Origin of the sequence: Flavobacterium sp. TMP13, assembly GCF_050847115.1 — a bacterium.
Classification (GTDB): Bacteria; Bacteroidota; Bacteroidia; order Flavobacteriales; family Flavobacteriaceae; genus Flavobacterium.
This window is the reverse complement of record NZ_CP193656.1, coordinates 1,862,501-1,887,984: the sequence shown is the minus strand read 5'-3', so window position 1 is coordinate 1,887,984 and position 25,484 is coordinate 1,862,501. Positions and strand designations below refer to the sequence as shown.

Annotated in this window: 21 protein-coding genes (1 of these 21 cut by a window edge); 18 read left to right on the top strand and 3 right to left on the bottom strand. The window is 33.7% G+C overall.

Features of this window, described 5'->3' with window-relative positions; all coding sequences use genetic code 11:
• Positions 1-96 precede the first annotated feature (96 nt).
• From ACRASX_RS08310 to ACRASX_RS08250, 13 genes are all read left to right on the top strand, one after another.
• A complete protein-coding gene (locus ACRASX_RS08310; RefSeq protein ID WP_432220857.1) occupies positions 97-846 on the top strand; it encodes a DeoR/GlpR family DNA-binding transcription regulator in 750 nt (249 codons plus the stop codon).
• 293 nt (positions 847-1,139) lie between these two features.
• Entirely contained in the window at positions 1,140-4,046 is a 2,907-nt protein-coding gene (locus ACRASX_RS08305; protein WP_432220856.1) for an FAD-binding and (Fe-S)-binding domain-containing protein, read from the top strand.
• Between the two features lie 136 nt (positions 4,047-4,182).
• Positions 4,183-4,833: a bifunctional nicotinamidase/pyrazinamidase gene (pncA, locus tag ACRASX_RS08300; protein ID WP_432220855.1), complete on the top strand. Its 651-nt coding sequence runs from the start codon at positions 4,183-4,185 to the stop codon at positions 4,831-4,833.
• 180 nt (positions 4,834-5,013) lie between these two features.
• Entirely contained in the window at positions 5,014-5,754 is a 741-nt protein-coding gene (locus ACRASX_RS08295; RefSeq protein WP_432220854.1) for a L,D-transpeptidase family protein, read from the top strand.
• 222 nt (positions 5,755-5,976) lie between these two features.
• Positions 5,977-6,237, top strand: coding sequence for a hypothetical protein (locus tag ACRASX_RS08290; RefSeq protein ID WP_066307665.1), 261 nt, complete (start codon positions 5,977-5,979; stop codon positions 6,235-6,237).
• A 479-nt stretch (positions 6,238-6,716) separates the two neighbouring features.
• On the top strand, positions 6,717-8,144 hold the full coding sequence (locus ACRASX_RS08285; protein WP_066307667.1) for an L-serine ammonia-lyase: 1,428 nt from the start codon (positions 6,717-6,719) through the stop codon (positions 8,142-8,144).
• Positions 8,145-8,217: 73 nt separating this feature from the next.
• Complete coding sequence (panB, locus tag ACRASX_RS08280; protein ID WP_066307668.1) at positions 8,218-9,036, top strand: 3-methyl-2-oxobutanoate hydroxymethyltransferase; 819 nt, start codon at positions 8,218-8,220, stop codon at positions 9,034-9,036.
• Between the two features lie 83 nt (positions 9,037-9,119).
• Positions 9,120-9,809 (top strand): RluA family pseudouridine synthase, encoded by a 690-nt coding sequence (locus ACRASX_RS08275; protein WP_432223059.1) that lies wholly within the window; start codon positions 9,120-9,122, stop codon positions 9,807-9,809.
• 72 nt (positions 9,810-9,881) lie between these two features.
• On the top strand, positions 9,882-11,210 hold the full coding sequence (locus ACRASX_RS08270) for an aldehyde dehydrogenase (RefSeq protein ID WP_432223058.1): 1,329 nt from the start codon (positions 9,882-9,884) through the stop codon (positions 11,208-11,210).
• A 163-nt stretch (positions 11,211-11,373) separates the two neighbouring features.
• On the top strand, positions 11,374-12,165 hold the full coding sequence (locus tag ACRASX_RS08265; RefSeq protein ID WP_066307673.1) for a hypothetical protein: 792 nt from the start codon (positions 11,374-11,376) through the stop codon (positions 12,163-12,165).
• 39 nt (positions 12,166-12,204) lie between these two features.
• A complete protein-coding gene (locus ACRASX_RS08260; protein ID WP_432223057.1) occupies positions 12,205-16,266 on the top strand; it encodes a PAS domain S-box protein in 4,062 nt (1,353 codons plus the stop codon).
• An 82-nt stretch (positions 16,267-16,348) separates the two neighbouring features.
• The gene (gene ypfJ / locus ACRASX_RS08255; protein ID WP_432223056.1) at positions 16,349-17,197 is read left to right on the top strand and encodes a KPN_02809 family neutral zinc metallopeptidase; all 849 of its coding nucleotides are present in this window, start codon (positions 16,349-16,351) and stop codon (positions 17,195-17,197) included.
• A 26-nt stretch (positions 17,198-17,223) separates the two neighbouring features.
• Positions 17,224-17,733: a GNAT family N-acetyltransferase gene (locus tag ACRASX_RS08250; RefSeq protein ID WP_432223055.1), complete on the top strand. Its 510-nt coding sequence runs from the start codon at positions 17,224-17,226 to the stop codon at positions 17,731-17,733.
• A gap of 54 nt (positions 17,734-17,787) precedes the next feature.
• Here the strand turns inward: ACRASX_RS08250 and ACRASX_RS08245 are convergent, their stop codons facing one another.
• Together ACRASX_RS08245 and ACRASX_RS08240 are read right to left on the bottom strand one after the other, a co-directional pair.
• Positions 17,788-18,171 carry a DUF3037 domain-containing protein gene (locus ACRASX_RS08245; RefSeq protein ID WP_432223054.1) on the bottom strand — a complete coding sequence of 128 codons (384 nt, stop codon included), beginning with the start codon at positions 18,169-18,171 and terminating at the stop codon, positions 17,788-17,790.
• Positions 18,161-18,943, bottom strand: a complete 783-nt coding sequence (locus ACRASX_RS08240) for a HipA family kinase (RefSeq protein WP_432223053.1) — start codon at positions 18,941-18,943, stop codon at positions 18,161-18,163. The genes ACRASX_RS08245 and ACRASX_RS08240 overlap by 11 nt, the downstream gene beginning before the upstream one ends.
• A 237-nt stretch (positions 18,944-19,180) precedes the next feature.
• On the opposite strand from ACRASX_RS08240, the gene ACRASX_RS08235 reads away from it, so the two are divergent.
• Together ACRASX_RS08235 and ACRASX_RS08230 are read left to right on the top strand one after the other, a co-directional pair.
• On the top strand, positions 19,181-19,423 hold the full coding sequence (locus ACRASX_RS08235; RefSeq protein WP_432223052.1) for a hypothetical protein: 243 nt from the start codon (positions 19,181-19,183) through the stop codon (positions 19,421-19,423).
• Positions 19,424-20,059: 636 nt separating this feature from the next.
• Positions 20,060-20,302: a TlpA family protein disulfide reductase gene (locus ACRASX_RS08230; RefSeq protein ID WP_432223051.1), complete on the top strand. Its 243-nt coding sequence runs from the start codon at positions 20,060-20,062 to the stop codon at positions 20,300-20,302.
• On the opposite strand, the gene ACRASX_RS08225 is transcribed toward ACRASX_RS08230, so the two are convergent.
• A complete protein-coding gene (locus ACRASX_RS08225; protein WP_432223050.1) occupies positions 20,297-21,145 on the bottom strand; it encodes an NAD(P)H-hydrate dehydratase in 849 nt (282 codons plus the stop codon). The genes ACRASX_RS08230 and ACRASX_RS08225 overlap by 6 nt on opposite strands.
• A gap of 347 nt (positions 21,146-21,492) precedes the next feature.
• On the opposite strand from ACRASX_RS08225, the gene gcvT reads away from it, so the two are divergent.
• The 3 genes from gcvT to ACRASX_RS08210 all read left to right on the top strand — a co-directional run.
• Positions 21,493-22,575 carry a glycine cleavage system aminomethyltransferase GcvT gene (gcvT, locus tag ACRASX_RS08220; protein ID WP_066307686.1) on the top strand — a complete coding sequence of 361 codons (1,083 nt, stop codon included), beginning with the start codon at positions 21,493-21,495 and terminating at the stop codon, positions 22,573-22,575.
• 152 nt (positions 22,576-22,727) lie between these two features.
• Positions 22,728-24,758 carry a carboxy terminal-processing peptidase gene (locus ACRASX_RS08215; protein WP_432223049.1) on the top strand — a complete coding sequence of 677 codons (2,031 nt, stop codon included), beginning with the start codon at positions 22,728-22,730 and terminating at the stop codon, positions 24,756-24,758.
• A 98-nt stretch (positions 24,759-24,856) separates the two neighbouring features.
• Positions 24,857-25,484 carry the 5' portion of a YebC/PmpR family DNA-binding transcriptional regulator gene (locus tag ACRASX_RS08210; protein WP_432223048.1) on the top strand. The gene runs 89 nt beyond the window's last position, so 628 of the gene's 717 nt are visible here — the first part of the coding sequence; the start codon lies at positions 24,857-24,859; its stop codon lies off the right edge, out of view.

Sequence of the window (25,484 nt, the reverse complement as noted above, 5' to 3'; positions counted from 1 at the left end):
AAAAAGGGCCTAATTACTTATTTAATAAACTTGTAAATGACTGTTATTGAATGTAATTATTTAATATATTTGCGTTCCCATACTAATTTTTGAAAAATGCTAAAAGCAGAAAGACACAAATACATACTCAGCAAACTTAAGGAAGACTCTAGGGTCATCACGACAGACTTAGCAATGCATTTAGATTTATCAGAAGACACAATCAGAAGAGATTTAAATGAATTAAATGGCAAAAAATTCTTAAAAAAAGTTTACGGAGGCGGTATTCAAATCACTGACAATCACCCTACTATTTTCGATTTTATTATTACGAGCGAAGATGAAAAGATAAAAATAGCAACTAAAGCCCTGCCATTACTACATGATGGTCAAGTTATTATTATGAGTGGCGGAAGCACCAACTTAGTTTTTGCAAAACTGATTCCGCCCAGTTTAAGAGCTACCATTTACACCTATAGTTTAAGAATTGCTATGCAGCTATCTCAACATCCAAATATCGATATTATCTTTATCGGCGGTAAAATGCAGAAAAACGCAATGGTAACTATTGGCATGGATGTTATTAAAGTGGTTTCTAAAATAAAAGCTGATATTTGCTTTATTGGCGCAAGTGGAATTAATATCCAACAAGGACTAACAGAAATTGATTACGAAGTTTCGATTGTGAAAAAAGCAATGATGGAAGCTTCCGACAAAGTAGTTACCATGTTCGCTTGCAACAAGTTAAACACAAAAGTACCACACGTGGTTTGTGAACTAAGCCAACTCAGTACTATTGTTACCGATTTAAATCCAAAAGACCCAAGACTTGACGAGTACTGGAAATCTGGAGTTTCTATTTTGTAGAATGATGGCATGCTTCTAAGAAATGCATGTTTTTGCATGTTTTATAGATAATAGCGTATAGTACTAAAATTTATCGTCTTTTTTGTCAACTACTTTCAGAGAATTTTTAAATAATTTAGTACCAATATTTAAGTAGGTATTCTTATTTTCATGATGTAGAACTTAGTAATGGCTGCATCTAAATAATTAATATTTATATAAAATAAACATTGCAAAAAAAATGAAACGTTGTAAATAGCGCCATATTTTTGTAAAACAGAACAACAAACATTCTGTCACAAATAAAACACACAATGTCAATAAATAAAGAGTTAAAGCAATTGGCCCAATCGCTACAAGGAAAACTTCACTTTGATGAATTATACAAAACCTTGTATGCGACAGATGCTTCTGTTTATCGACTTAAACCTATCGCTGTTGCGATTCCAGAAACTAAAGCCGATATTAAACGCTTAATTCGGTTTGCGGTCCAGCATAAAATATCTCTAACTCCTCGAACTGCTGGGACTTCTTTGGCTGGACAAACAGTAGGAACCGGAATTATAGTCGATGTTTCCAAATTTTTTACCAAGATCATCGACTTTGATGCCGTTAAAAAAACGGTAACTGTTCAACCTGGAGTGATTCGTGACGAATTAAATTTATTTCTACAACCGCACGGTGTGTTTTTCGGCCCAAACACCTCCACTTCTAATCGCTGCATGATTGGCGGTATGGTCGGGAATAATTCTTCGGGGACAACTTCTATTCGATACGGCGTTACTCGTGACAAGATTGTTTCAATTAGTTGTTATTTAAGCGACGGTTCCAAAGCAATTTTTAAAGAAATAACTTCCGCTGAATTCATTCAAAAAACAAAAGGAGAAACTTTAGAAAATAAAATCTATAAAGCTTTATATGATGAGCTTTCTGTAGAGGCAAATCAGAAGGAAATCATAAAGGAATTTCCAAAACCAGAAATTCACAGAAGAAATACGGGTTATGCTGTAGATTTATTATTAAAATCGGATTTATTTGGAGGAAACGAGCCGACAATTAATATAGGTAAATTATTATGTGGAAGCGAAGGCACTCTCGCTTTTACAACTGAAGTAACGTTGAAAGTAGACGATTTACAACCACCTCATAATATCATGGTTGTCGCACATTACAATTCGATTCAGGAATCTTTAGAATCGGTTGTTATTGCAATGAAACACTATTTGTATACGTGCGAAATGATAGACGATATCATTTTAGAGTGTACTAAAACTAATCGGGAGCAATCCAAAAATAGATTTTTCTTAGTCGGAGAACCTAAAGCAATTATGATGTTCGAATTGGCATCTGCAGTTGACATGGCCGATGCCGAAAGACAAGCCAATGATTTAATTGCCGATTTAAAGCAACACCATTTTGGATATGCATCGGTTAAAATATATGGCGACGACATTAATAAAGTGAACGATTTGCGAAAAGCAGGTCTCGGACTTTTAGGAAGTATTGTGGGCGATGATAAAGCCGCTGACTCGATTGAAGATACAGCGGTAGAACTGAGTGATCTACCTAATTATATCGCGGATTTTACTGCTATGATGGAAAAATACGGTCAAAAAGCGATCTATTATGCCCATGCTGGTGCGGGAGAATTGCACTTGCGCCCAGAATTGAATTTAAAGAAAAAAGAAGATTTAGTTTTATTCCGAACCATTGCTACCGAAGTTGCTGTTTTGGTAAAAAAATACCGAGGTTCTTTAAGTGGCGAGCATGGAGACGGAATTGTTCGCGGCGAATTTATTCCGTTTATGATTGGCGAACAGAATTATGAATTACTCAAACGGATCAAAAAAGCATTTGACCCTAATTCTGTTTTTAATATCGGAAAAATTACCGACACTCCAAAAATGGATGAGAATCATCGGGTTATTTCAGGAAGAGAGGAACCTGAAATAGTAACTTTTCAGGACTTTTCAGACAGTATGGGAATTCTACGCGCTGCCGAAAAATGCAATGGTTCTGGCGATTGTCGCAAATTACCTTCAGCAGGTGGCTCGATGTGCCCAAGCTATCGCGCTACTAGAAATGAGAAAGAAACTACTAGAGCACGAGCCAATGCTTTGCGCGAATATTTGACCTATTCTGAAAAAGAAAATAAATTTGATTCTAAAGAATTGTACGAAGTTTTTGAATTGTGCGTAAGTTGTAAAGCGTGTGCGAGCGAATGCCCTAGCAACGTGGATGTAGCCACTTTAAAAGCAGAATTTTTATACCAATATCAAAAAGCAAACGGGTTTTCTAGACGAAATACCATTTTTGCCAAAAATGCCAAACTGAATAAGTTGGGAAGCCTATTTCCTGCCTTAACCAATTTTATTTCCAATTCTTCCTTGATGAAAAAATCAATGGGAATTGCATCGCAGCGAAATGTTCCTAAATTAGCGGCCTTCACTTTTAAAAGCTGGTACAGTAAACAACCCAAACAAGCCAATACATTACACGGAAAAATCTATTTATTTAATGATGAATTCACTAATTATTATGATGTTACTATCGGAATTGATGCCTACGAACTCCTCACAAAATTAGGATTTGAAGTTCTAGTTGTTGATCATGAAGAAAGCGGAAGAACATATTTATCGAAGGGTTTTTTAGAAGAAGCTAAAGTAATCACCAATAAAAATATAAATATTTTTCAAGATTTAATTTCGGAAAGCACGCCACTTATTGGACTAGAACCTTCAGCAATATTAACTTTTAGAGACGAGTACATTCGATTAGCCGATGATAAGAAGGCTGCCGAAAAATTATCTAAAAATGTTTTTACCATCGATGAATTCTTCAAAAATGAATCAGAAAAAGGAAACATCACATCCAATTCTTTTTCAGCCGAAAAACGGGAAATTAAAATTCACGGACATTGCCATCAAAAATCACTTAGTAGCATTGAAGCTACTTTTGCCATGCTGAGTTTACCAAAAAATAATATCGTTACGATCTATAATTCGGGCTGCTGCGGTATGGCCGGTTCGTTTGGTTATGAAAAAGAACATTACGCCGTAAGTATGCAAATGGGAGAAGATACTTTATTTCCTAAAATAAGAAAAACAGCTGAAAACGTTTCTATTGCTGCCGCGGGAACCAGTTGTCGCCACCAAATTTTTGATGGAACGAAACGCGAAGCACAACATCCTGTCTCTATTTTAAGAAGCTTTTTGCGATAAGAAATTAGAAAGCAATCAAACGTATTATTAAATCTTATCAATGATAAGCACACCTTTTTCTATTAAATTAGCCTCAAGTTTTATTTCCTTCGCCTGTTTTTTCTATATAACTTACAGGCAAATTAAATAAAATAAAATGTCTTTAAAAAATAGTGCTTTGTTGGTTATTGATATGCAATATGATTTCATGCAAGGCGGCTCGCTAGAAGTTCAAGGAGCAAATGAACTCATTCCTTACATAAACAAGTTAATGACACTAAACTGGGGACTTATTGCAGCTTCAAAAGACTGGCATCCATCCGATCATATTTCTTTTGCATCCAATCATTCTCATGCAAACGCCTTTGAAACTATAACTTTAGATGATCAGAGCGAACAAGTTATGTGGCCCGATCACTGTGTTCAAAACACTACAGGTTCCGAAATTCACGATCAAATAAACTCTTCCTTATTTGACGCTATTGTTCTGAAAGGGCAAAATTCAAAAGTGGATAGTTATTCTGCTTTTTTCGATAATAATCATTTAGAGAAAACACAATTACATGCAGTTCTTTTGTGCAAGAAAATAAGCTCTATCTACTTAGTTGGCTTAGCTGCCGATTTTTGCGTAAAATATACTGCGATTGATGGGCAATCATTAGGTTTCGATACTCACTTTATTTTTGATGCTACTCGCTCGGTGAACCTGGAAGATAATTCTAACCTAATACAACAACTACAATTAAAAAAAATTGAGATAAATTCAACACAGCAACTTATAGAGCAAAACCAACCTAAAAACAAGTAGTATTAATTTTATTGCTAATAATAATACTGTTAAAATTTATTGTAACATAACTGTAGTGATAAAAAAATTAAAATTTTAACTCAATCACACAAATTTTTAGCAAAATATTTTTAACTTGCTCGATATTAACGTCCCAAATGTTAATACGTTTTCTCGCAAACCTTAATATGATTTATACTGATGAGAGTAACCTACCTTCTTTTAACATTTCTTTTAGGTAATTTCGCTGCCGAAACAGCTTTTATGGCTGAACAAAAAAAGTTTGACCGCGTACGTGCAGCAATCATTGAAAAATCTCAAATCATTCAACAAAAATTACATTCCAACGGTCTCGAAATAGACGATCTGAATCTGGTTTTTGTTGCGTACAAAGATTGCGGCGAGTTAGAAGTTTATGGTAAAAAAACGACCGAAACAACGTATAAAAAGATAGATACCTATAAAATTCGTGCACGTTCTGGAAAATTAGGCCCAAAAAGAATGGAAGGCGATTTTCAAACTCCAGAAGGCATTTATTACATTGACACTTTTAACCCTACCAGTCAATACCATCTTTCTTTAGGAATTAACTACCCAAATCAAGCAGATCGCAAAAAAAGTACCGAAAAAAAACTAGGTGGAGATATTTATATTCACGGATCAAATGTGACAGTAGGTTGTTTACCCATGACTGATGACAAAATCAAAGAACTGTATTTATATGCTATTAATGCTAAAAATGACGGTCAAACCAAAATTCCTGTTTACATTTTTCCTTATAAAATGACGGATATTCATTTTGATTTGTACAAACTTAAATATGCAGACAATCCAGAATTGGTTGCTTTTTGGTCTAATCTGAAAGTAGGTTATGATAAATTTATGAATGACAAACAAGAACTTGCTTACACGGTTGATAAAAGTGGAAATTACAACTTCTAGATACTTACTTTACTAAGTCATCCGCCTAACAAATTAATTTATACAGACTTAGCCTTTTAATTTTTTACAAAAAAAATTGAGTCGTTAGTCCTGTTATCCATTAAATAGTAAACTTCGCGCTTTATGTTTTTTCTGTTTTCGTTAAAATAGCATGAAAACATGAAAAAATATTGTTTTAAAGTAGTAACTTAGAGTGTATTTAACAATTTAAAACAAATAAACATGAGTCTATTATCAGAAAATATAATCCCAGGTAATCACGGAAAAATCTTTGGTACGAATGCCAATACAGTTGAAGATTTAGAGCGAATTAAAAATGAAATTTTAACGCTAGAAGGAATAAGCGAAGTGATTTTAAACAATGACATCTTCCCTAAAGAATTTACGATTTACACTACGAAGTTGATTGAAGTAGAGGCAGTGGAAGAAAAAGTGAATAACGTTGGTTTTAACGCCATTCCCAAAAGTCTTTTTGCGCTTTAACGGTACAAATTTAAAGTGCATTTGTAGTTATTTTATTTAAGCTCTTTGCTACAAATTGTCTTATTACGTTGGCGCATGAAATTTAGATTTTGTGCGCCAATTTACTTTCAAATACAAATCAGTAGTACTATTAGTTCCTTTTGAGATTACTAGTACGTTACTACAATTTGCTACTGGTATCTTAAATAGGTCCATCTTTTTAAATACTGAACAATAAATCAGCATAAACTGTTAGCAAAAGTAACAGACAAGTATTGTACTTTGATTTCTAACCATCCGAAAATCATAATTAGTACAGTATAACTTCCAAAATTCAAGAGTTCTAAAAACACTACCATTATAATAATGACACTTTCTTCATTAGAATTGCCAAATTATTATTTTTTTTAGATTATTCTAATAAAACCGTACAATTAACAATGTATTTCACAAACTCCTTGCACTATTCGGCTATCTTTGTATTTTAAAATTTATAAGAAATGGAAGAATGTATTTCAGTTTTTGACATGTTAAAAATTGGTGTTGGTCCTTCGAGTTCCCACACATTAGGTCCTTGGCGCGCAGCAGAACGCTTTTTGAAAGAACTAAAAGTAGCTAATTTGTTTTTAGGCCTCGAACGAGTAAAAGTTGACTTGTACGGTTCTCTTTCTTTAACAGGAAAAGGACATGCTAGTGACTTGGCCGTAATGTTAGGTTTGAGCGGACAAGACCCAGAATACATTCCCATCGAAAATATTGCTTCAATTATTAAAAAAATTGAAGAAAAAAACGAACTACTATTAGGAAACGAAATTGTCATTCCGTTTCATTTTCTTCAAGATATTGTATTCAATAAAGAGTTCTTGCCTTTTCATGCCAATGGAATGAAATTTACGGCTTACGCGAAAAATGGTCAAGAATACAGTTCTACGTTTTATTCTATAGGAGGTGGATTTGTCGTTACCGAAGACCGAGGTAACGCGCATATTAAGGAAGTAATTAAGTGTGCTTTCCCATTTATGATTAACAACGCCGACGACTTGCTTCGTTATTCTATTGAGGAAAACAAAAAGATCTCTGAAATTGTATATGAAAATGAAAAGTCGATGCGAGCTGAATCTGAAATTAATAAGGAGCTAATGCGCATTTGGGATACGATGTTAGAATGTATGTACATTGGCTGTCACTCGGAAGGCGTTTTACCTGGCGGACTAAATGTTCGCAGACGCGCGTTTGACATGCACCAAAACCTAATCGGATTATCCAATTACGACTCACCTCAAACCTGGTTACAAGAAATTCGAAAAACAGAAGTGAAATTTCGTCAAATTTTAAAATGGGTGAGTTGTTTCGCATTGGCAGTAAATGAAGTTAACGCGGCGTTAGGACGCGTAGTTACAGCGCCAACCAACGGAAGTGCTGGCGTGATTCCCTCTGTCTTAATGTATTATTTGGTAATTGAGAATCACGATGCAGGCGACAAAGAAATCAAACAATTTTTGATGGTTGCCGGCGAAATAGGAAGTTTATTTAAACAAGGTTCGACAATTTCTGCCGCAATGGGAGGTTGTCAAGCAGAAATCGGGGTTTCATCTGCCATGGCTGCCGCTGCCTTGTGCGAATTAATGGGTGGAAGTCCTGCACAGGTTTTAATAGCTGCCGAAATTGCTATGGAACATCATTTGGGACTCACCTGTGATCCAATTGGTGGCTTAGTTCAAATTCCTTGTATTGAAAGAAATACTATGGGAGCTATAAAAGCGATTAATGCCGCAGAACTAGCTTTGGAGACCGATGCAAAAAATGTAAAAGTCCCTTTAGATAAAGTGATAAAAACCATGTGGGAAACTGCTAAAGACATGAATTCGAAATACAAAGAAACTTCAGAAGGTGGACTAGCAATTGCTGTAAATATGGCCGATTGTTAACAAATATTTAATTAATTTTGCAGCTTGATTATTTTTAATTCGGCATAAGCCATAACTTTTTAAAAAATCCTCCATGTCAGTAGCTAAAAAAGACTATAAAAGAATCACTACTAAGTCATTAATCGATATGAAAGCGAATGGTGAGAAAATTTCGATGCTAACTGCTTACGATTACACCATGGCCGGAATTGTTGACACTGCTGGTGTTGATGTTATATTAGTTGGTGACTCGGCTTCTAATGTAATGGCGGGTCATGAAACAACCTTGCCAATTACGTTAGATCAAATGATTTACCATGCTTCCTCTGTAGTTCGCGCGGTACAACGTGCTTTGGTTGTTGTTGATTTACCTTTTGGAAGCTATCAATCTGATCCTAAGGAAGCGTTGCGTTCTGCTATTCGAATCATGAAAGAAAGTGGTGGTCACGCCGTGAAATTAGAAGGTGGAAAAGAAATCAAAGAATCGATCAAGAAAATATTAAATGCAGGCATTCCGGTTATGGGACATCTGGGTTTAACGCCACAATCGATATATAAATTTGGTACCTATACAGTTCGCGCTAAAGAAGAGGAAGAAGCTGATAAATTAATCGAAGACGCCAAAATGCTAGAAAACGTTGGCTGTTTTGCGGTTGTTTTAGAAAAAATTCCTGCACATCTAGCACAAAAAGTAGCCGAAAGTATTTCGATTCCTGTAATTGGTATTGGAGCTGGTGGCGGTGTTGACGGTCAAGTACTTGTTATTCATGATATGTTAGGAATGAATAATGAATTTAGTCCACGCTTTTTACGTCGCTACATGAATTTATACGAAGGAATGACAACTGCAATCGGACAATATGTTAGTGATGTAAAATCAAAAGAGTTCCCGAACGAAAACGAACAGTATTAATTTATTTTTGAACGGACAAAAGCGATCCGCCAATACAGTGCTTTATTTTTATACTCTTACTACTAGACCGAATTTTTAGATTAATGAAAATACTTTCAGACAAAAATAATTTACAAGTCCTGCACGAAGACAATCACTTAATTGTGGTTAATAAGCGTGTAGGCGATTTGGTTCAAGGAGACAAAACGGGAGACAAACCATTATCGGATATTGTAAAAGAATATATTAAAGAAAAGTACAATAAACCTGGCGAAGTTTTCTTGGGTGTTATTCATCGTCTAGACAGACCAACTAGCGGAATTGTAGCTTTTGCCCGAACAAGCAAGGCTTTAAGTCGTATGAACGAATTGTTTAGCAATCGAGAAACAAAAAAGACATATTGGGCAGTTGTAAAAAACAAACCAACCAAAAGTAGTGATGAATTAGTGCATTTCTTAAAAAGAAACGAAAAAAACAATACCTCAAAAGCGCATGTAAAAGAAGTTCCTGAAAGTAAATTAGCACGATTGGATTATACTGTAATTAAGGAACTTCAAAATTACGCTGCTTTAGAAATAAACTTATATACTGGGCGCCACCATCAAATTAGAGCGCAGCTTTCTGCAATTGGATCTCCTATAAAAGGAGACTTAAAATACGGAGCTGATCGTAGTAATCCAGATGGCGGAATTCACTTGCATGCCCGCAAACTTTCCTTCGTGCATCCTGTTACTAAAGAAAACCTTACGATAGTCGCACCGACGCCTGAAGATCCTATTTGGAACGCGGTCTAATTTTATGATGAATTTACAAATAATACCGATTTTAAAAATTAACTTGCATAGAGACCAACCCTAATTTTTACAATGGATTATAAAAACGACATCAAATTCAGAAAAGAAACACTCAAAAAGTTACTATTTTCTGTACAACAAAACGAAGATTTAATTATTAAAGCTTTGTATGATGATTTTAAAAAGCCCGCTTTTGAAGCTGTTCTTACCGAAACGAGTTACGTCATTAGCGAACTAAAAGACACCATTAAAAATATTCGGTCGTGGTCAAAAGTCCAACAAGTTACTCCTACTCTAGTTAATTTTCCTTCTTCCGATTATATTTATAAAGAACCTTACGGAAAAGTACTAATAATTGCTCCTTGGAATTATCCGTTTCAGCTCGCATTGACACCATTGGTTTCAGCAGTCGCCGCAGGAAATCAAGTGGTTTTAAAACCTTCCGAATTAACACCAAATACCTCTAAAATTATTGCTAAAATAATTCAGGAAACTTTTCATATCAATCATGTAGAAGTTGTTCAAGGTGGTGTTGAAGTTTCTGAAGAATTATTAAAAAAACGTTGGGATTATATCTTTTTTACCGGAAGTGTCGCTGTTGGTAAAATAGTAGCCAAAGCTGCTGCAGAGCATTTAACCCCAACAACATTAGAATTAGGGGGAAAAAATCCGTGTATTATTGATGAAACAGCCAATTTAAAACTAGCAGCCAAACGAATTGTTTGGGGTAAATTTATAAATGCGGGTCAAACGTGCATTGCACCAGATTATATTTTGGTTCAAAAAGAAATGAAGCATCATTTAATTGGTTTTTTAAAAGAAGAGATAACCAAAGCTTACGGTATTTCGCCGGAGAAATCACCTGATTATACGCGAATTATTAATACCAAAAACTGGTTGCGATTGATCGAACTGATAGATGAAAATAAAGTGATTTTTGGTGGACAAAGCGATGCAAATGATTTATATATTGCTCCGACCTTGATCAATGAAGAGCATTTAGATTCGTTAATTATGAAGGATGAAATTTTCGGTCCTTTACTTCCTATCCTTACATACAAAACAGAGGCCGATCTCGAGTCAATTATTAAAAAGTACGAAAAACCACTATCCTTATATGTTTTTAGCGATAGTAGGGAATTTGCAGAAAAAATGATTGCAAAATTTTCGTTTGGCGGCGGATGCATTAACGATACTATTATTCATTTCTCAAATAAACGTTTGCCTTTTGGGGGAGTAGGTCACAGCGGTGTTGGTGCTTACCATGGCAAACTGAGTTTTGAATTGTTTTCGCACCATAAAGCAATTGTAAAAAAAGGAAATTGGCTTGATTTACCGTTACGCTACGCACCTTACAAAGATAAACTTGCTTTTATAAAAAAAATACTCGACTGGATTTAGAATTAAAAACAGTCCACGATTCATAAAAAAACTGCTTTATTCACAAAAAATGACTTTTCTTTTAAATAAAAAGCGCGCTCATTTTAAACACTTTATAGTATTTTAAAAAATAGTATATTTACGGCCTAAATGCCCTAATGTCTTAAAAAATATACTCTTACTCATGCAACCTACTACACAAAACCAGATTGAAAACATTAAAAACAATGGTTACGAATTAGACTTTTCTACCGTCTTTAATCATGCTATTCAGAATTATAAAAAAATAGCGCTTTACGCTGGGCTAATATTATTAGTCTTTAGCATTGTTGCTACTTTTGTGGTTATTGGCGTACTTATCGCAATATATGGTGTTGCAGCATTAAGTGGCGACCTTATTCAAGAATTGGCTCAAATGAATCCGACTGGTGTAACACTTTTAATTGTACTCGCTGCTCAAGTGTTTATTACTGCTATTTTGAGTCCTATCGGGGCTGGTTACTATAAAATGGCTGACGCCGCAGAAAATGACGAAACATTTAATGTTTCAACAATGTTCTATTACTATAAAAGCCAGTATTTCATACAAATTTTTATTGCTACACTATTAATCACGTCTTTAAGTGTGGTGCTTAGTACGATTTTAGAACAAGTAGGATTGCAATCGGCTACGATGGTTTTAGGATTACTAATTTCTTTTTACAGCGCCATGGCTGTTCCATTAATCATTTTTGGAGATCTAAAAGCAATTGACGCAATTAAAGGAAGCATAGTAATTATCTCTAAAAAACCCGCAGTAATTTTAGGTTTAATCATCACCGCTTTCTTAGCTTCTATGTTGGGCATTTTTGCATTTTGTATTGGAGTTTTCTTTACAATACCTTTTAACTACTCTATGATTTACTGCATCTATTCTAACATTATTAAAAAAATAAAAATAGATCCTATTGATTCTATTGGCACGATCGAAGAATAAGTATACTTCAATCAATAAAAATTAAAAATTACCATATATATGTTGGTAACTATTATTCAAAACTTTGTTTTTTCTAGTTTAAAATGGAACTCGATTCTCGGGTACGATTTTATGCAAAGTCACGAAATCAATGACTTTATTAACAAATATGGTTATGATATTCCGCTCTTTGCAATAATAGCAGTTGGTATTTTTAGCTTGAGCCTTTTGTTATTTTATAAATTTTCACACCTTAGCACCGAGCTGAAGGCGAATTACTTTGTGAAGTATCAAGAAAAGGAAATTACGAGTAAAGAGTATCAATTGTATTTTCTGTTTATAGCGATTACAATTGTTTTATCTGAACTAATTTACGAGGTGTTTAGCATTCGTAGCACTAGCATGTTAGCAACCAATACTATAATTGGTTCTGCAATGTTTTTTATCTATTATCTTTCTCAAAAATATCTTTTTATCTTTGATCGAATTCAAAAAATATTTACTTTTTGCATCATACTATTTTTCATGTATGTCTGTCGAAATTTAATTGTAAAAACTACTGAAGTCATTCCGACCATGTCTTTTTTGGTTTTATTTTTCTTTGCTTACAATTTCATAAAACCTGTAAAGCTTTATTTTATTTTTACTGCCTTTGTATTTCTCTTTCTTATTACTGTTTTACTCTTCGGCGTCATACCTTCCGACAAGGCCATTATTCTACTCAATTTTAGCATAACTATCTTGGTAATCAACCAAATAAGACACATTATCAGTCTAAATATTAAAGATAAGTTTCGTTTTGCAAACGAGATCATACAAAAAGCCAATTCACTGACGGTAGTTTGCAACCAAAAAGGTGAGTTTATTTTCTGTAGCGAATCTATTCAAGAAATATTGGGCTATACTCCTGACGAAGTTTTAGGAATGGAATATTGGCGTTTAACCGAAGACACAGAGTTCGTTGGTATAAAATATTTCGAAAATCATGACGAAACTAATTTATACACTCGAAAACTAAAATGTAAAAATGGCGAGTATAAATACATCCTGTGGAAAGACAAACGTTTTAGCGAGAATCTAATTATTGGAATTGGTCAAGATATTACAGAACAATACATAACGAATACACAATTCAAAAATTTAATTCAATCTGCATCCGACATTATATTTGATCTAGACGACAAAGGTCACTTTACGTTTGTCAATGATTTTGCTGTCAAAAAACTTCAATATACGGCTACTGAAGTTTTAGGTCTACACTACAACTTATTGATACCCGCTAATTATCAAAAAATAACGTACGATTTTTATGAAGGTTTAGAAAAAATTGGAGATGACTTTCCGATTATCGAGATTCCTTTACTCAAAAAAAATGGACAAGAAATCTGGGTTTCTCAAAAAGTAATTGTTCGCAAAAATGACCAAGGCGAAATAATTGGCTACTCTGGTATCGCAAGAGACATTAGCAATCAACGAAAACAGGAAACTGAAAATACAGCGCGTTTGATAAAGATCAATCAATACAACGAAGCATTAAAAAATCTCTCTACAACCAATTACAAAACATATCAAAGCAGCAAAAGCGTTATAGCGCACATTATAAAAGAAGCAGCTAAAAGCACTTCCATCGATGCAGTTAGTTTTTGGAGATACAATTCTAAACAAATTAAGTGCAAATACATTTATGCTAATGTCCAAATTAGTGAACAACGATTAAATAGTATTTTCTTAAAAGAAGATTATCCTATCTATTTTAAATCAATAGAAAGTAAAAATCAAATTATCGTTAATGATTCTTTGAGCAAATACGAAACATCTGAGTTCGATCATGATTATCTTAATGCAAGCGGTAACAAATCTCTTATTGATTCTGCAATTTACGTTAACGGACAGCTTTACGGTATTGTCTGCTTTGAAAGTAAAAATGAAAAAGAATGGGATGGTGATGCTGCAAATTTTGCCAAAACCGTGTCAGACATTCTTTCATTAGCAATTGCTACTCAAATAAGTTTAAAAAGAGAAAAGAAACTAAAATATAAAAGCAAATTGCTTTCTGCACTAGCGCTATGTACTGAGAAATTTTTGTCGAATAAAGCGCCAATCGACATGTTCAAACAAACGTTTTCGATTATCGGAAAAGCGAGCAAGTCCGACCATGTTTTTTATTACGAACAAGATCCAGAAACTAAGTTAATTACCCAAAAAGTAAAATACACTAGACCTGGAATTGTAGATGCGGTAAGACCGCTGCGACTTCATACTCCGGAAAATATGGCTGGAATTATTGAAAGAGGTAAGCAAAAATTAGTTTCACAAATTATAACAAGCAAATTAGAAGAAGGATATTTAAAGCAGGCATTATTTGAAAATGAAATTAAATCAATTTTAATTTTACCCTTGTACATTAATGAAGAGTTTACAGGATTTATTGCAGTGGACGATTGTAAAAACGAACGCACTTGGTCGGGTGATGATTTGTATGTATTTCAAAGTTTAACCAATAATATTTCGACTTTTTTAGAAAAAATAAAGGGACAAGAAAGAATCATTCAGAGTGAAGAAAAATTTGATCTTATTGCTAACAACATTCCTGGCACCGTTTACCTTTCAAAATATGATGATTTTTCGACCAAAATTTTTCTAAATGATGAAATAGAAAAACTGACTGGTTATTGTAAAACTGATTTCCTAGAAAATAAAATATCATTCTTGTCTTTGATTCACCCACAGCAAAGAGAGAACGTTGTAAAAAAACAAAAACGCGATTTAAAAAACGGAAAACCAGTTCATTCTACATATCAAATCAAAAAGAAAAATGGTCAATATGTATGGATTGAAGAATACGCTGATGTGATTAAAAGAGGTAATGAAATTGATTATGTTGGTGGGATCTATTTTGACATCACACACAAAAAGGACTCAGAAGATGCGATAAAAGCCAAGAAGATAGCAGAAAGTGCGAGTAAATCAAAGTCAAAATTTCTTGCGAACATGTCGCATGAAATTAGGACACCTTTGAACGGAATTATTGGTTTTACCGATTTACTATTGAAAACACAGCTGGAAAGTATTCAAGAAAAGTATTTAACGACGGTAAATCAGTCGGCTCAAACTTTACTCGAAATTATAAATGATATTCTAGATTTCTCTAAAATTGAAGCAGGGAAATTAGAACTCAACATTGACAAATACAGTATAAAAGAAATATTAAGTCAGGTTATCGATTTAATCTCGTACGAATCAACAGTAAAAAACCTTAAGCTTGATTTAAAAATTGACAGCAGTTTACCAACTTACTTTTGTTTTGATGTGGTTAGAATCAAACAAATATTAATTAATTTACTATCCAACGCAGTAAAATTTACAGAAACAGGAACAATTACGCTGTCGGTTGCTATTGTGGAGAAAATTGATGCAGAGCACTTTAAATTGCGTTTTGCTGTTACCGATACCGGAATTGGAATTCTAGAAGAAAACAAGAAAAAAATTTTTAAGGCTTTTTCTCAAGAAGATAGCTCGACGACAAGAAAATTTGGTGGCACTGGTTTGGGACTTACCATTTCGAATAAATTACTAAAATTGATGGACAGTGAGTTAAACCTCGACAGTCAAGTTGATATTGGTAGTACTTTTTATTTTGAGATCATTTTAAGTACTTGTGATGAATTCGTGAATTTTGAAGGCAATAAACCTGAAATAGTCTATGACATTTTAAAAAATGGAACTGCGAATCGCGTCATGACTTTTTTAATTGTTGAAGACAATCATGTTAATATGCTACTGCTTAAAACTACACTTAAAAACCTGTTTGTGAATTGTATTATTTTTCACGCCAATAACGGTCACGAGGGTGTTGAGCTGTTTAAAATTATCAATCCTGATATGGTTTTTATGGATATTGAAATGCCAATCATGAACGGTTATGAAGCGACCAAAGCAATTAGAAAACTACCTTTTGGCGATAAAACACCAATAATTGCAGTTACTGCAGGGGTCGAAAAAGAAGAAAAAAATAAATGTTTAAAGGCCGGTATGAACCATTACATTTCAAAACCGATTATAAAAGGACATATTGAGAACACCGTTATTCAGTTTTTCAATACAAATGAATCAGAAAAATAAGACACTGCTTTTAATTACAAAAAAAATACTTTAAATTCGTTAGTACATGTTTTATAAACAAACTCACTAAAAATAAAATAATATGAAATGGCAAGGCAGAAGACAAAGTAGCAATGTAGATGATCGACGATCGGTGTCTGGTGGAAAATTAGTTGCTGGTGGTGGAATTATCGGAATTATCATTTTACTTGTAAATGTTTTTGGTGGAGATAATGCTCAATTAATCACTCCAGTTCTTGAGCAATTGCAAGGAAAACAGTCAACGCAAACAGAAGCAGTTGCTTTGAGCAAAGAAGACGAAGAATTGGGAAATTATGTGCGTGTAGTGGTTGCGGACAACGAAGACATTTGGGGCAAAATATTTTCTGATAACGGGATGAATTATAAACAACCAGAAATAGTTCTTTTTAGAGAGTCGGTTCAGACCGCTTGCGGTGGAGCTTCGTCTGCATCGGGACCTTTTTATTGTCCTGGAGATCAAAAAGTATATATGGATTTAGCCTTTTTTGAGGAATTACAAACTCGCTTTGGAGCAAAAGGAGGTGATTTTGCCATTGCTTACGTAATTTCACATGAAATTGGCCACCACATTCAAACTTTATTAGGCACTTCGGATCGAATGAGACAAATGCAAGAAGGAAAAAGTCAAGCAGAAGCCAACAAACTCTCGGTTGCTCTTGAGCTTCAAGCGGACTTTTATGCGGGTGTCTGGGCACATCATAATAAGGAAAATCTGGAAGCAGGTGACATTGACGAAGCTTTAAGTGCTGCCAATGCGGTTGGTGACGATGCCATTCAGAAAAAAATGCAGGGACAAGTTGTTCCTGATTCCTTTACACACGGAACATCAGAACAAAGAATTTATTGGTTTAAAAAAGGATATACTACAGGCGACATTCGCCAAGGAACTACTTTTGACGAAATTAATTAAAGTTTAAAACTGGTTCAACGACACTTATGATTACGATAGCAACTATAGAAGATATTCCGCAATTAACTTTTCTAATTAATTCAGCCTATCGCGGCGAAACTTCCAAAAAAGGATGGACAACTGAAGCATTTATTCTGGAGGGAAAAAGAACTACTGAGGCTGAGCTCAAAGAAGCTCTCGATGATCACAAGAATACCATTCTTAAATTTACCAATGCAAATTCAATCATTGGTTCTGTGCTATTGACAACAAAACAGAACCAATTGTATTTAGGAATGCTTACTGTTTCTCCTGAAATACAAAATACCGGAATTGGTAAAAAACTTTTAGTCGCAGCGGAAAACCATGCCAAAACATTACAATTAAACAGTATTGTAATGACAGTAATTTCAGTTCGAGAAGAACTTATCGCATGGTACAAACGAAACGGTTATAGTGATACAGGGGTTCGTGAACCATTTCCTGAAAATGATATTCACATTTCAATTGCTAAAGAACCCTTAGAATTTATTTTCTTAGAAAAAAGTGTCTCGTAAAGTACATACTATTGCGGTCAAGAACTTTGAATCTCTTAAACTTTAAGCCGTAATCTACAATACCAGCTCTGCAAACAATCGTTGAATTGTTTGGTCTAAATCTTTACTTAATCCTGGATGCGGTCTTGAGGTTTGAATTGCTGAACTTCGAATTGCCGTTAACCATCGAAAACGTGACGGAATATCCATTTCTGAAATTGGTCCACCGTCTTTGGTCCCTTCTGCTATTTTTTGTAAAGAAGTCAAATTGCACGCTAATTGATCGACATCAAAATCAACTGATAATGATTGGATTTTATTTCCATTCAAATGAAAAAGCACTTTAATAAATTTAGCCCTTTTGCAAAATAAAATGATTCCGATATTAACGAATTCTTCGCGTTCTACCCTTGGAACGACACGAATAACGGCATATTCATATAAGTGATTATCTTGCATTTTTTGCCTCATTTACAAAAATTTCTGAATGATTTAATCTCGTCGTCAAAAACTTCAAATACACATTTCTTAGCATTTCTGGCGTTTCATCGGTATCTTCCCATTGCAACCATTCCTCAGGAATTGTGTTGACAATGTCCGTTAGAATTGTAGCAGATAATAGTTTTTTAAATTCGGCATCTACTTCATCTAACACCGAAGCTTGCGGTAATAATACGTGATCCTTGATCAATTTAAACGGACTAACAGCATGTTGCTCCCAATTTGTCCAAGAGTGGTGGAAATACAAACAAGCACCATGATCTATAAGCCACAGTTCTTTATGCCAAATTAACATATTGGTATTTTTGAATGTTCGATCGACATTGGTAATAAAAGCGTCTAACCAAACAATTTGCGAAGCCAACTTTGCATCGACCTGCGTTACAACAGGGTCAAAAGTAATTGCTCCCGATAAAAAATGCAACGCCAAATTAAGTCCTTGACTAAATTGTAATAAATCCTGAATTTCCTCATCGGCTTCTGTACGGCCAAAAGCTTCATCTAAGTGCGCAAAAACTAATTCTGGCAATTGCAAACCCAGTGCTTTGGCAACTTGACCGCCAATTAATTCGGCAATTAATGCCTTAACACCGTGACCTGCGCCTTTAAATTTTAGTACGTATTTAAAGTCATCATCGGCTTCTGCCAAAGCAGGTAGCGAACCACCTTCTCGCAGCGGCGTGATGTATCGAGTAACCGTAACCGCTCTAAGATCAAAATTATTTTTCATAACCTACTATTAATGACGCATTTTCCGCCATTACAAATTTACAAATAACTGTGTTGGTTTTTATCGGCTGTGATGCTATTTCTGACGATTGTATAAATTCAAAATAAATTATAGAAAATAGCCATTAAACGTTCTATGGATTAAAAAAGAACAATTAAAAACAAAACACTTAAAACCAATGCATTAAGAATAATTAAATTTGAATAACTCTAAAAAAATAATTAAAATAAAAAAAACATGTATCTATTACTAATTTTACTTTTAGCCTCATTCACAACTTTAAAAGAAACAATAACGGTTTTAGGAAAAATCACAAATACAGAGGATGAAAAAATTAGAATTAAAGGAGAATCATTTGATAAAGAAATCAAATTAAAAACTAATCGTAGTTTTTCAGAAAATTTAAAGATCAAATATGAAGGACTGTATACGATTGCAATAGCTAAAAATAGCATCCCTCTCTATTTGTTAAAAGAATGAAAAATGATGATAAGCGCTGATGATAAAAACTTCAGTACCACATTAAAATATAATGGCAAACGAAGTATCAAAAATCAACTTCTACAATTTCAAATGAAGATCCTTATAAACTAGACGAAAATCAATTTTTGAAGAAAATCAAAGAAATTAAAAATAACATTCACACTTTACATAATCAAACAAAATTTACAAATGCTTATTTCAAAGAAAAAGAAATCAAAAACATATTTTTTCTGGAACAACTGTATATAATATAGTACCCAAAAGTACATCTCTTTTTTGCTAGCTTAAACAATTTCAAAATAGCCGCAAATTTTTCAAAAGCCGATGAGAAATGGGATTTAGACCCTGAGTCTGATTTTTTATTTACTAATGAATATAAGCAAATTGTGCTGAATCAATTCTACGAATTAACTAACAAAGATAATAACAAATCTAACCTCACAGCGAAAGATGTAATTCCAGAAATCTAAGCTCTCAAAAGTCAAAACATAAAAAATCGTCTAATTGAAAACTCAATAGAATATATATATATATATATATATATGAGCAATGCTAATTACGAAAAAACAAATCATGATTTTTTATCGATTGCAACAGATTCGGAATTAAAAGAAGAGCTAACTCAGAAGCATAATGCAGCCTGGAAAACCCTCTGCAAAATTTGATTATGAAAATCAAAAAGGAGGAAAAACCTCTTTGGAAAGTTTAAAAGGAAAGTACGTTTATATAGAGCTTTGGACAACTTGGTGCAGCCCGTGCATTAAAGAAATACCATGTCTTCAGAAATTAGAAAAACAATATAAAGATAAAAACATTGCGTTTGTGAGTATCTCAATTGACACATTAAAAGATCAAAAAAAAAGGGCTTTTTTATAATTCAAGATGTAAAAATGCTTTTCCTAAATAAGCACTAATATCTGATGCAATAAAAGCTTGCGCGCCTGTTTGAGAAATTGCCAAATCGGCTGTTAAACCATGAATAAATACACCCAATTTGGCAGCTTCTACTGCTTGGTAACCTTGTGCAAGAAAACTTGTAATTATTCCGGTCAAGGTATCTCCACTTCCAGCGGTCGCCAAAGCTGCGTTACCAGTAGTATTTTGAAACACTTCGTTTTGATCAATTATAAAAGTTGGTGCTCCTTTCATCACAATTATAACATCAAATTGTGTGGAGAACTGCATTGTTTTTTGAAACTTTTCTTCTTCAGATTTCCATGTACCAATTAAACGCTCCAATTCTTTTGGATGTGGAGTTAGAATGGTTTTACGCTGTAGTAAATTTAACCACGCTTTGTTTTGGGCTAAAATATTTAAAGCATCCGCATCTATTAGTAATGGTATTTTATTACTTTTTAAAAAATCATGAAAAGCTATTCGAGTGTCGTTTTCTTGTCCAAGTCCGGGACCAATTCCGATTGCTTGCACTTGTAACTCTACCGCAATTTTAGAAATAAATTTTTCGTTTTCATCCGTAATGATCATTACTTCTGGAATCGAAATTTGCAGAATATCGTAGCCACATTTAGGAATATAAGCAGTAACCAATCCGCAACCTGATTTTAATGCCGCTTTAGATGCTAATACGGCCGCACCAATTTTTCCATAACTGCCTGCAATAAGTAGCACATGCCCTTGCAATCCTTTGTGTGTTTTGGGATTTGTTTTCTTATAAAATTGAAGAATATCATTTATTTCAACTAAAACAGGACTTTTCATGAAGAGTAACTTTTGCTTAAAATTACAAAAATTCTTTAGAATTGAATTGTACCTTATATTTCATTTGAATTTATACTTCAAAAATTAAAAAAAAGAGACTAGAATCAGAAATCAATTATTTTAAGGGATTTAGGTATTAACTTCAGTTTTAAAAATAAATTGTTGAGTTGAAAAACTTACCTATAGCCCTGATAAAAGCGGCATCCTTTGTATTTTTGCTCCAAAAACACAAAGATATAGCGGATAGCAGGAAATAGCTCCTAAATATTGCGAATTTTATAATTTTTGATGCTTGCTTATCTTATTTTTTGAATAAATTTGTATTTCAAAACTAATAATTTGACACAATGAAAAATACTGCACTAACGCACATACATGAAAGTTTGGGAGCAAAAATGCTTCCTTTTGCTGGTTATAACATGCCCATTACATACGAAGGCATTAATGCTGAACACGAAACAGTGCGCAGTAGCGTTGGTGTATTTGACGTTTCGCACATGGGTGAGTTTTTACTAACAGGACCGAATGCGTTGCATTTGATTCAGAAAGTAACCTCTAATGATGCGAGTTTGCTAACTGTAGGAAAAGCACAGTATTCGTATTTACCCAACAACGATGGTGGAATTGTAGATGATTTGATCATTTATAAAATGAAAGAAGAAGAGTATTTATTAGTAGTAAATGCGTCGAATATTGACAAGGATTGGGAATGGATTTCACAACATAATGATTTGAATGTTCCGATGAAAAATCTATCTGACGAATATTCGTTATTAGCGATTCAAGGGCCAAAAGCAGTTGAAGCAATGCAATCGTTGTCTTCTGTAGATTTAGCGGCTATTGTCAACTATCATTTTGTCGTTGCTGATTTTGCAGGTTTTGATGATGTTATAATTTCAGCGACAGGCTACACTGGTTCAGGTGGCTTTGAAATTTATTGTAAAAATGCAGATGCTGAGGCAATTTGGAATAAAGTTTTTGAAGCGGGTGCTGCCTACGGAATTAAACCAATTGGTTTGGCTGCTCGCGACACGTTACGTTTAGAAATGGGATTTTGTTTGTACGGAAACGATATTAACGATACTACTTCTCCTTTTGAAGCTGGTTTAGGCTGGATTACTAAATTCACTAAAGAATTTACAAATTCTGAGAACTTGAAAGCGCAAAAAGAAGCTGGTGTCGGAAGAAAATTGGTTGCTTTTGAAATGCAAGAACGTGCCGTGCCGAGACATGACTACGAAATTGTGGATGCAACTGGCGCTGTAATTGGAATTGTAACTTCTGGCACCATGTCTCCATCTATGAATGTCGGAATAGGTTTAGGCTATGTAACTAAAGAAAACAGTGCAGTTGATTCGGACATTTATATTAGAGTTAGAAAAAATGATGTTCCTGCTAAGGTGGTAAAATTACCTTTTTATAAAAAATAGGAAAATATAAGTAGAAGTAAAACTTCTGTAAAAATTAAGATGGTAGCTTGAGTAATCAACGCTACCATTTTTCGTTTAAAAAAATAGTAGTTTAAAAGCACTTTCTTGACGTAAAATAGTGTAAATTTAGTAGAAACGATGCTTATCCTTTTATGAAAAAATTATATACACTTCTTCTTCTACTGCCCACAATGCTTTTGGCTCAAAACTCCAAAACTGCTTGCGAGGTTGTCAACAAAATCAACAAACTGATTCAAAAAGAGCATGTAAGTCCGAAACCAATTGATGACAGTTTATCTGTTTTCGTTTTTGACAATTTAATAGATCAATACGATCCTTCAAGAAATATTTTCTTAAGATCAGAATACAACTTGCTTGCTAAAAAATACCGTCTCAATATTGACAACCTAATTTTAAAAAACGATTGTTCGTTTTTAAATGAGATGGTTTCTTTGTACAGAAATGGGTTAGAGAGAAAAAAACTAGCGTTAGAGCAATTGCAATTAAAGACATTGAATTACAATCAAAACGATACAATTCGCTTTTATAAAAAATCTTTTCCTATTTATATGAAAGAAAATGAAATCGAGAAAGTATGGAATAAAAAAATTCGTTTTGAAGTATTAAATGAAATTGCAAGCAGTTCTAGCAATTTAGATTCTTTACAGGCAAACTTTATAACCTTGGAGCCCGCCGCAAAAGAAAAAATTATTAGTAATGAAATTTGTCAAACCAATTCTTTACTAGCCACTGAGTCTAAACCAGAAGAAAGTTTGTATAATTTTTTCTGCTTGTACTTTGACCCACACACCTCCTATTTTAGTAACGATTCAAAATCTACTTTTGTCGCTTCTTTATCCAAAGAACATTTTTCTATGGGGTTGACTGTAAGTTTAAATGAAATGAATGAAATAATTATTTCAGAGATCAATCCAAACGGCCCTGCTTTTGAGACTGGAAAATTAAAAAAAGGTGATAAAATTACTGCAGTTTTTAATCAAAAAGAAAAACTAGAAGTGTCATGCTCTTCTTTGCAAGCGATTTCCAATATGATCACCTCAGAAAGTAACAAAAAAATTACGCTTTCTTTACAGCGAAATTCGGGTAAAATATTTGATGTTTTTGTCGAGAAAAAAATAATGAAGGATGAAGAAAACTCTGTATTTAGTTTCATTATCGGAGAAGAAAGCAAAGTGGGTTACATTAAGATTCCGACCTTTTATGCAGACCTTGATGGAACTGGTGCGGCTGGATGTGCCGAAGATGTTGCTAAAGAAGTGTACAAATTAAAAAAAGACAATATTAAAGGCCTTGTAATTGACTTAATTGATAATGGCGGTGGATCAATGGAAGAAGCTATAAAATTAGCTGGAATGTTTATTAATACAGGCATTATTTCTATTGTAGTTGATAAAACACAAAAGCAATTATTAATTAATGATCCTTATAAAGGAATGCTATACAAAGGACCAATTGTAGTTTTAGTAAATAGCAACACGGCTTCGGCTAGCGAATTCTTCTCTGCAATAATGCAAGACTACAATCGCGCTCTACTTTTAGGCAGTTCAACACTTGGAAAAGCAACAATGCAAACCATATTGCCTTTAGAAGAAAATAAAATGACAGATTTTTTAAAATTAACAATCAACAAGTTCTACCGAATTACAGGCAAGAGCCATCAATACAATGGAGTAGACCCAGATGTTATTTTACCGGAATTCTATGAAAATATTTATCAAAAAGAAAATAATTTTCCAACGGCCATAAAAAATGACAGCATTATTCCATCTGTAAAATTTAAACCTTTTGTAAAGCGCGATCTAATTAATCATTTAGCTCAAAACAGTGCAAAACGCGTTGCAGCCGACGACTATTTTAAAAACATAAAAAGTATTAACCATACTATAAATGAATTATTGGATCGTTCTAAAACAGAATTACCAATGACATTATTGGCAATTCAAAAGCAAAATCTAATAACGGCAGATTTGTGGGAGCAAATAAATAAATATGACGCTACAAGTAATCCGCTGGACGTATATAATTCGACAATCAACAAATTCTTATTAGGAATTTATCCAACAGAAAAAACGATCAACCAATATCAAATAGATAATTTAAAAAACAATCCATATCTAAATGAAGCAGTAAATATTATTAATGATTATAATACTTCACGCTAATTTGACGATGAAGACAAAAATCCGTAAAAAAAGAACAGCTTTTACTTTGAAAAAAAAGTATTAGACGTATTTTTGCAACACAATTAAATAAATAAAAAATGGGAAGAGCGTTTGAATTTAGAAAAGGAAGAAAAATGAAACGTTGGGCTGCAATGGCTAAAACATTTACTAGACTTGGTAAAGACATTGTAATGGCTGTTAAAGAAGGTGGTCCAAATCCCGACGCAAACTCTAGATTAAGAGCAGTTATACAAAATGCAAAGGCTGCAAATATGCCTAAGGACAATGTTGAGCGAGCTATAAAAAACGCAAGTAATAAAGACACTGCAAATTATAAAGAAATACTATTTGAAGGGTATGCGCCTCATGGAATTGCGATTTTGATTGAAACAGCGTCAGACAATAACAATAGAACGGTTGCCAACATTAGAAGTTATTTCAACAAATGTAATGGAACTATGGGCACGCAAGGATCTGTCGAATTTATGTTTGATCATACGTGCAATTTTCGAATTCCAAAAGAAGGAATTGATCCTGAAGAATTAGAATTAGAATTAATTGATTTTGGCGCAGAAGAAATTTTTGAGGACGAGGACGGTATCTTAATTTATGGCCCATTTGGAAGTTTCGGTGCCATACAAAAAGAATTAGAGTCGCGTCATTTAGAAATTCTATCTTCAGGATTTGAGAGAATTCCCCAAATTACTAAAGAATTGCCTGCTGAAC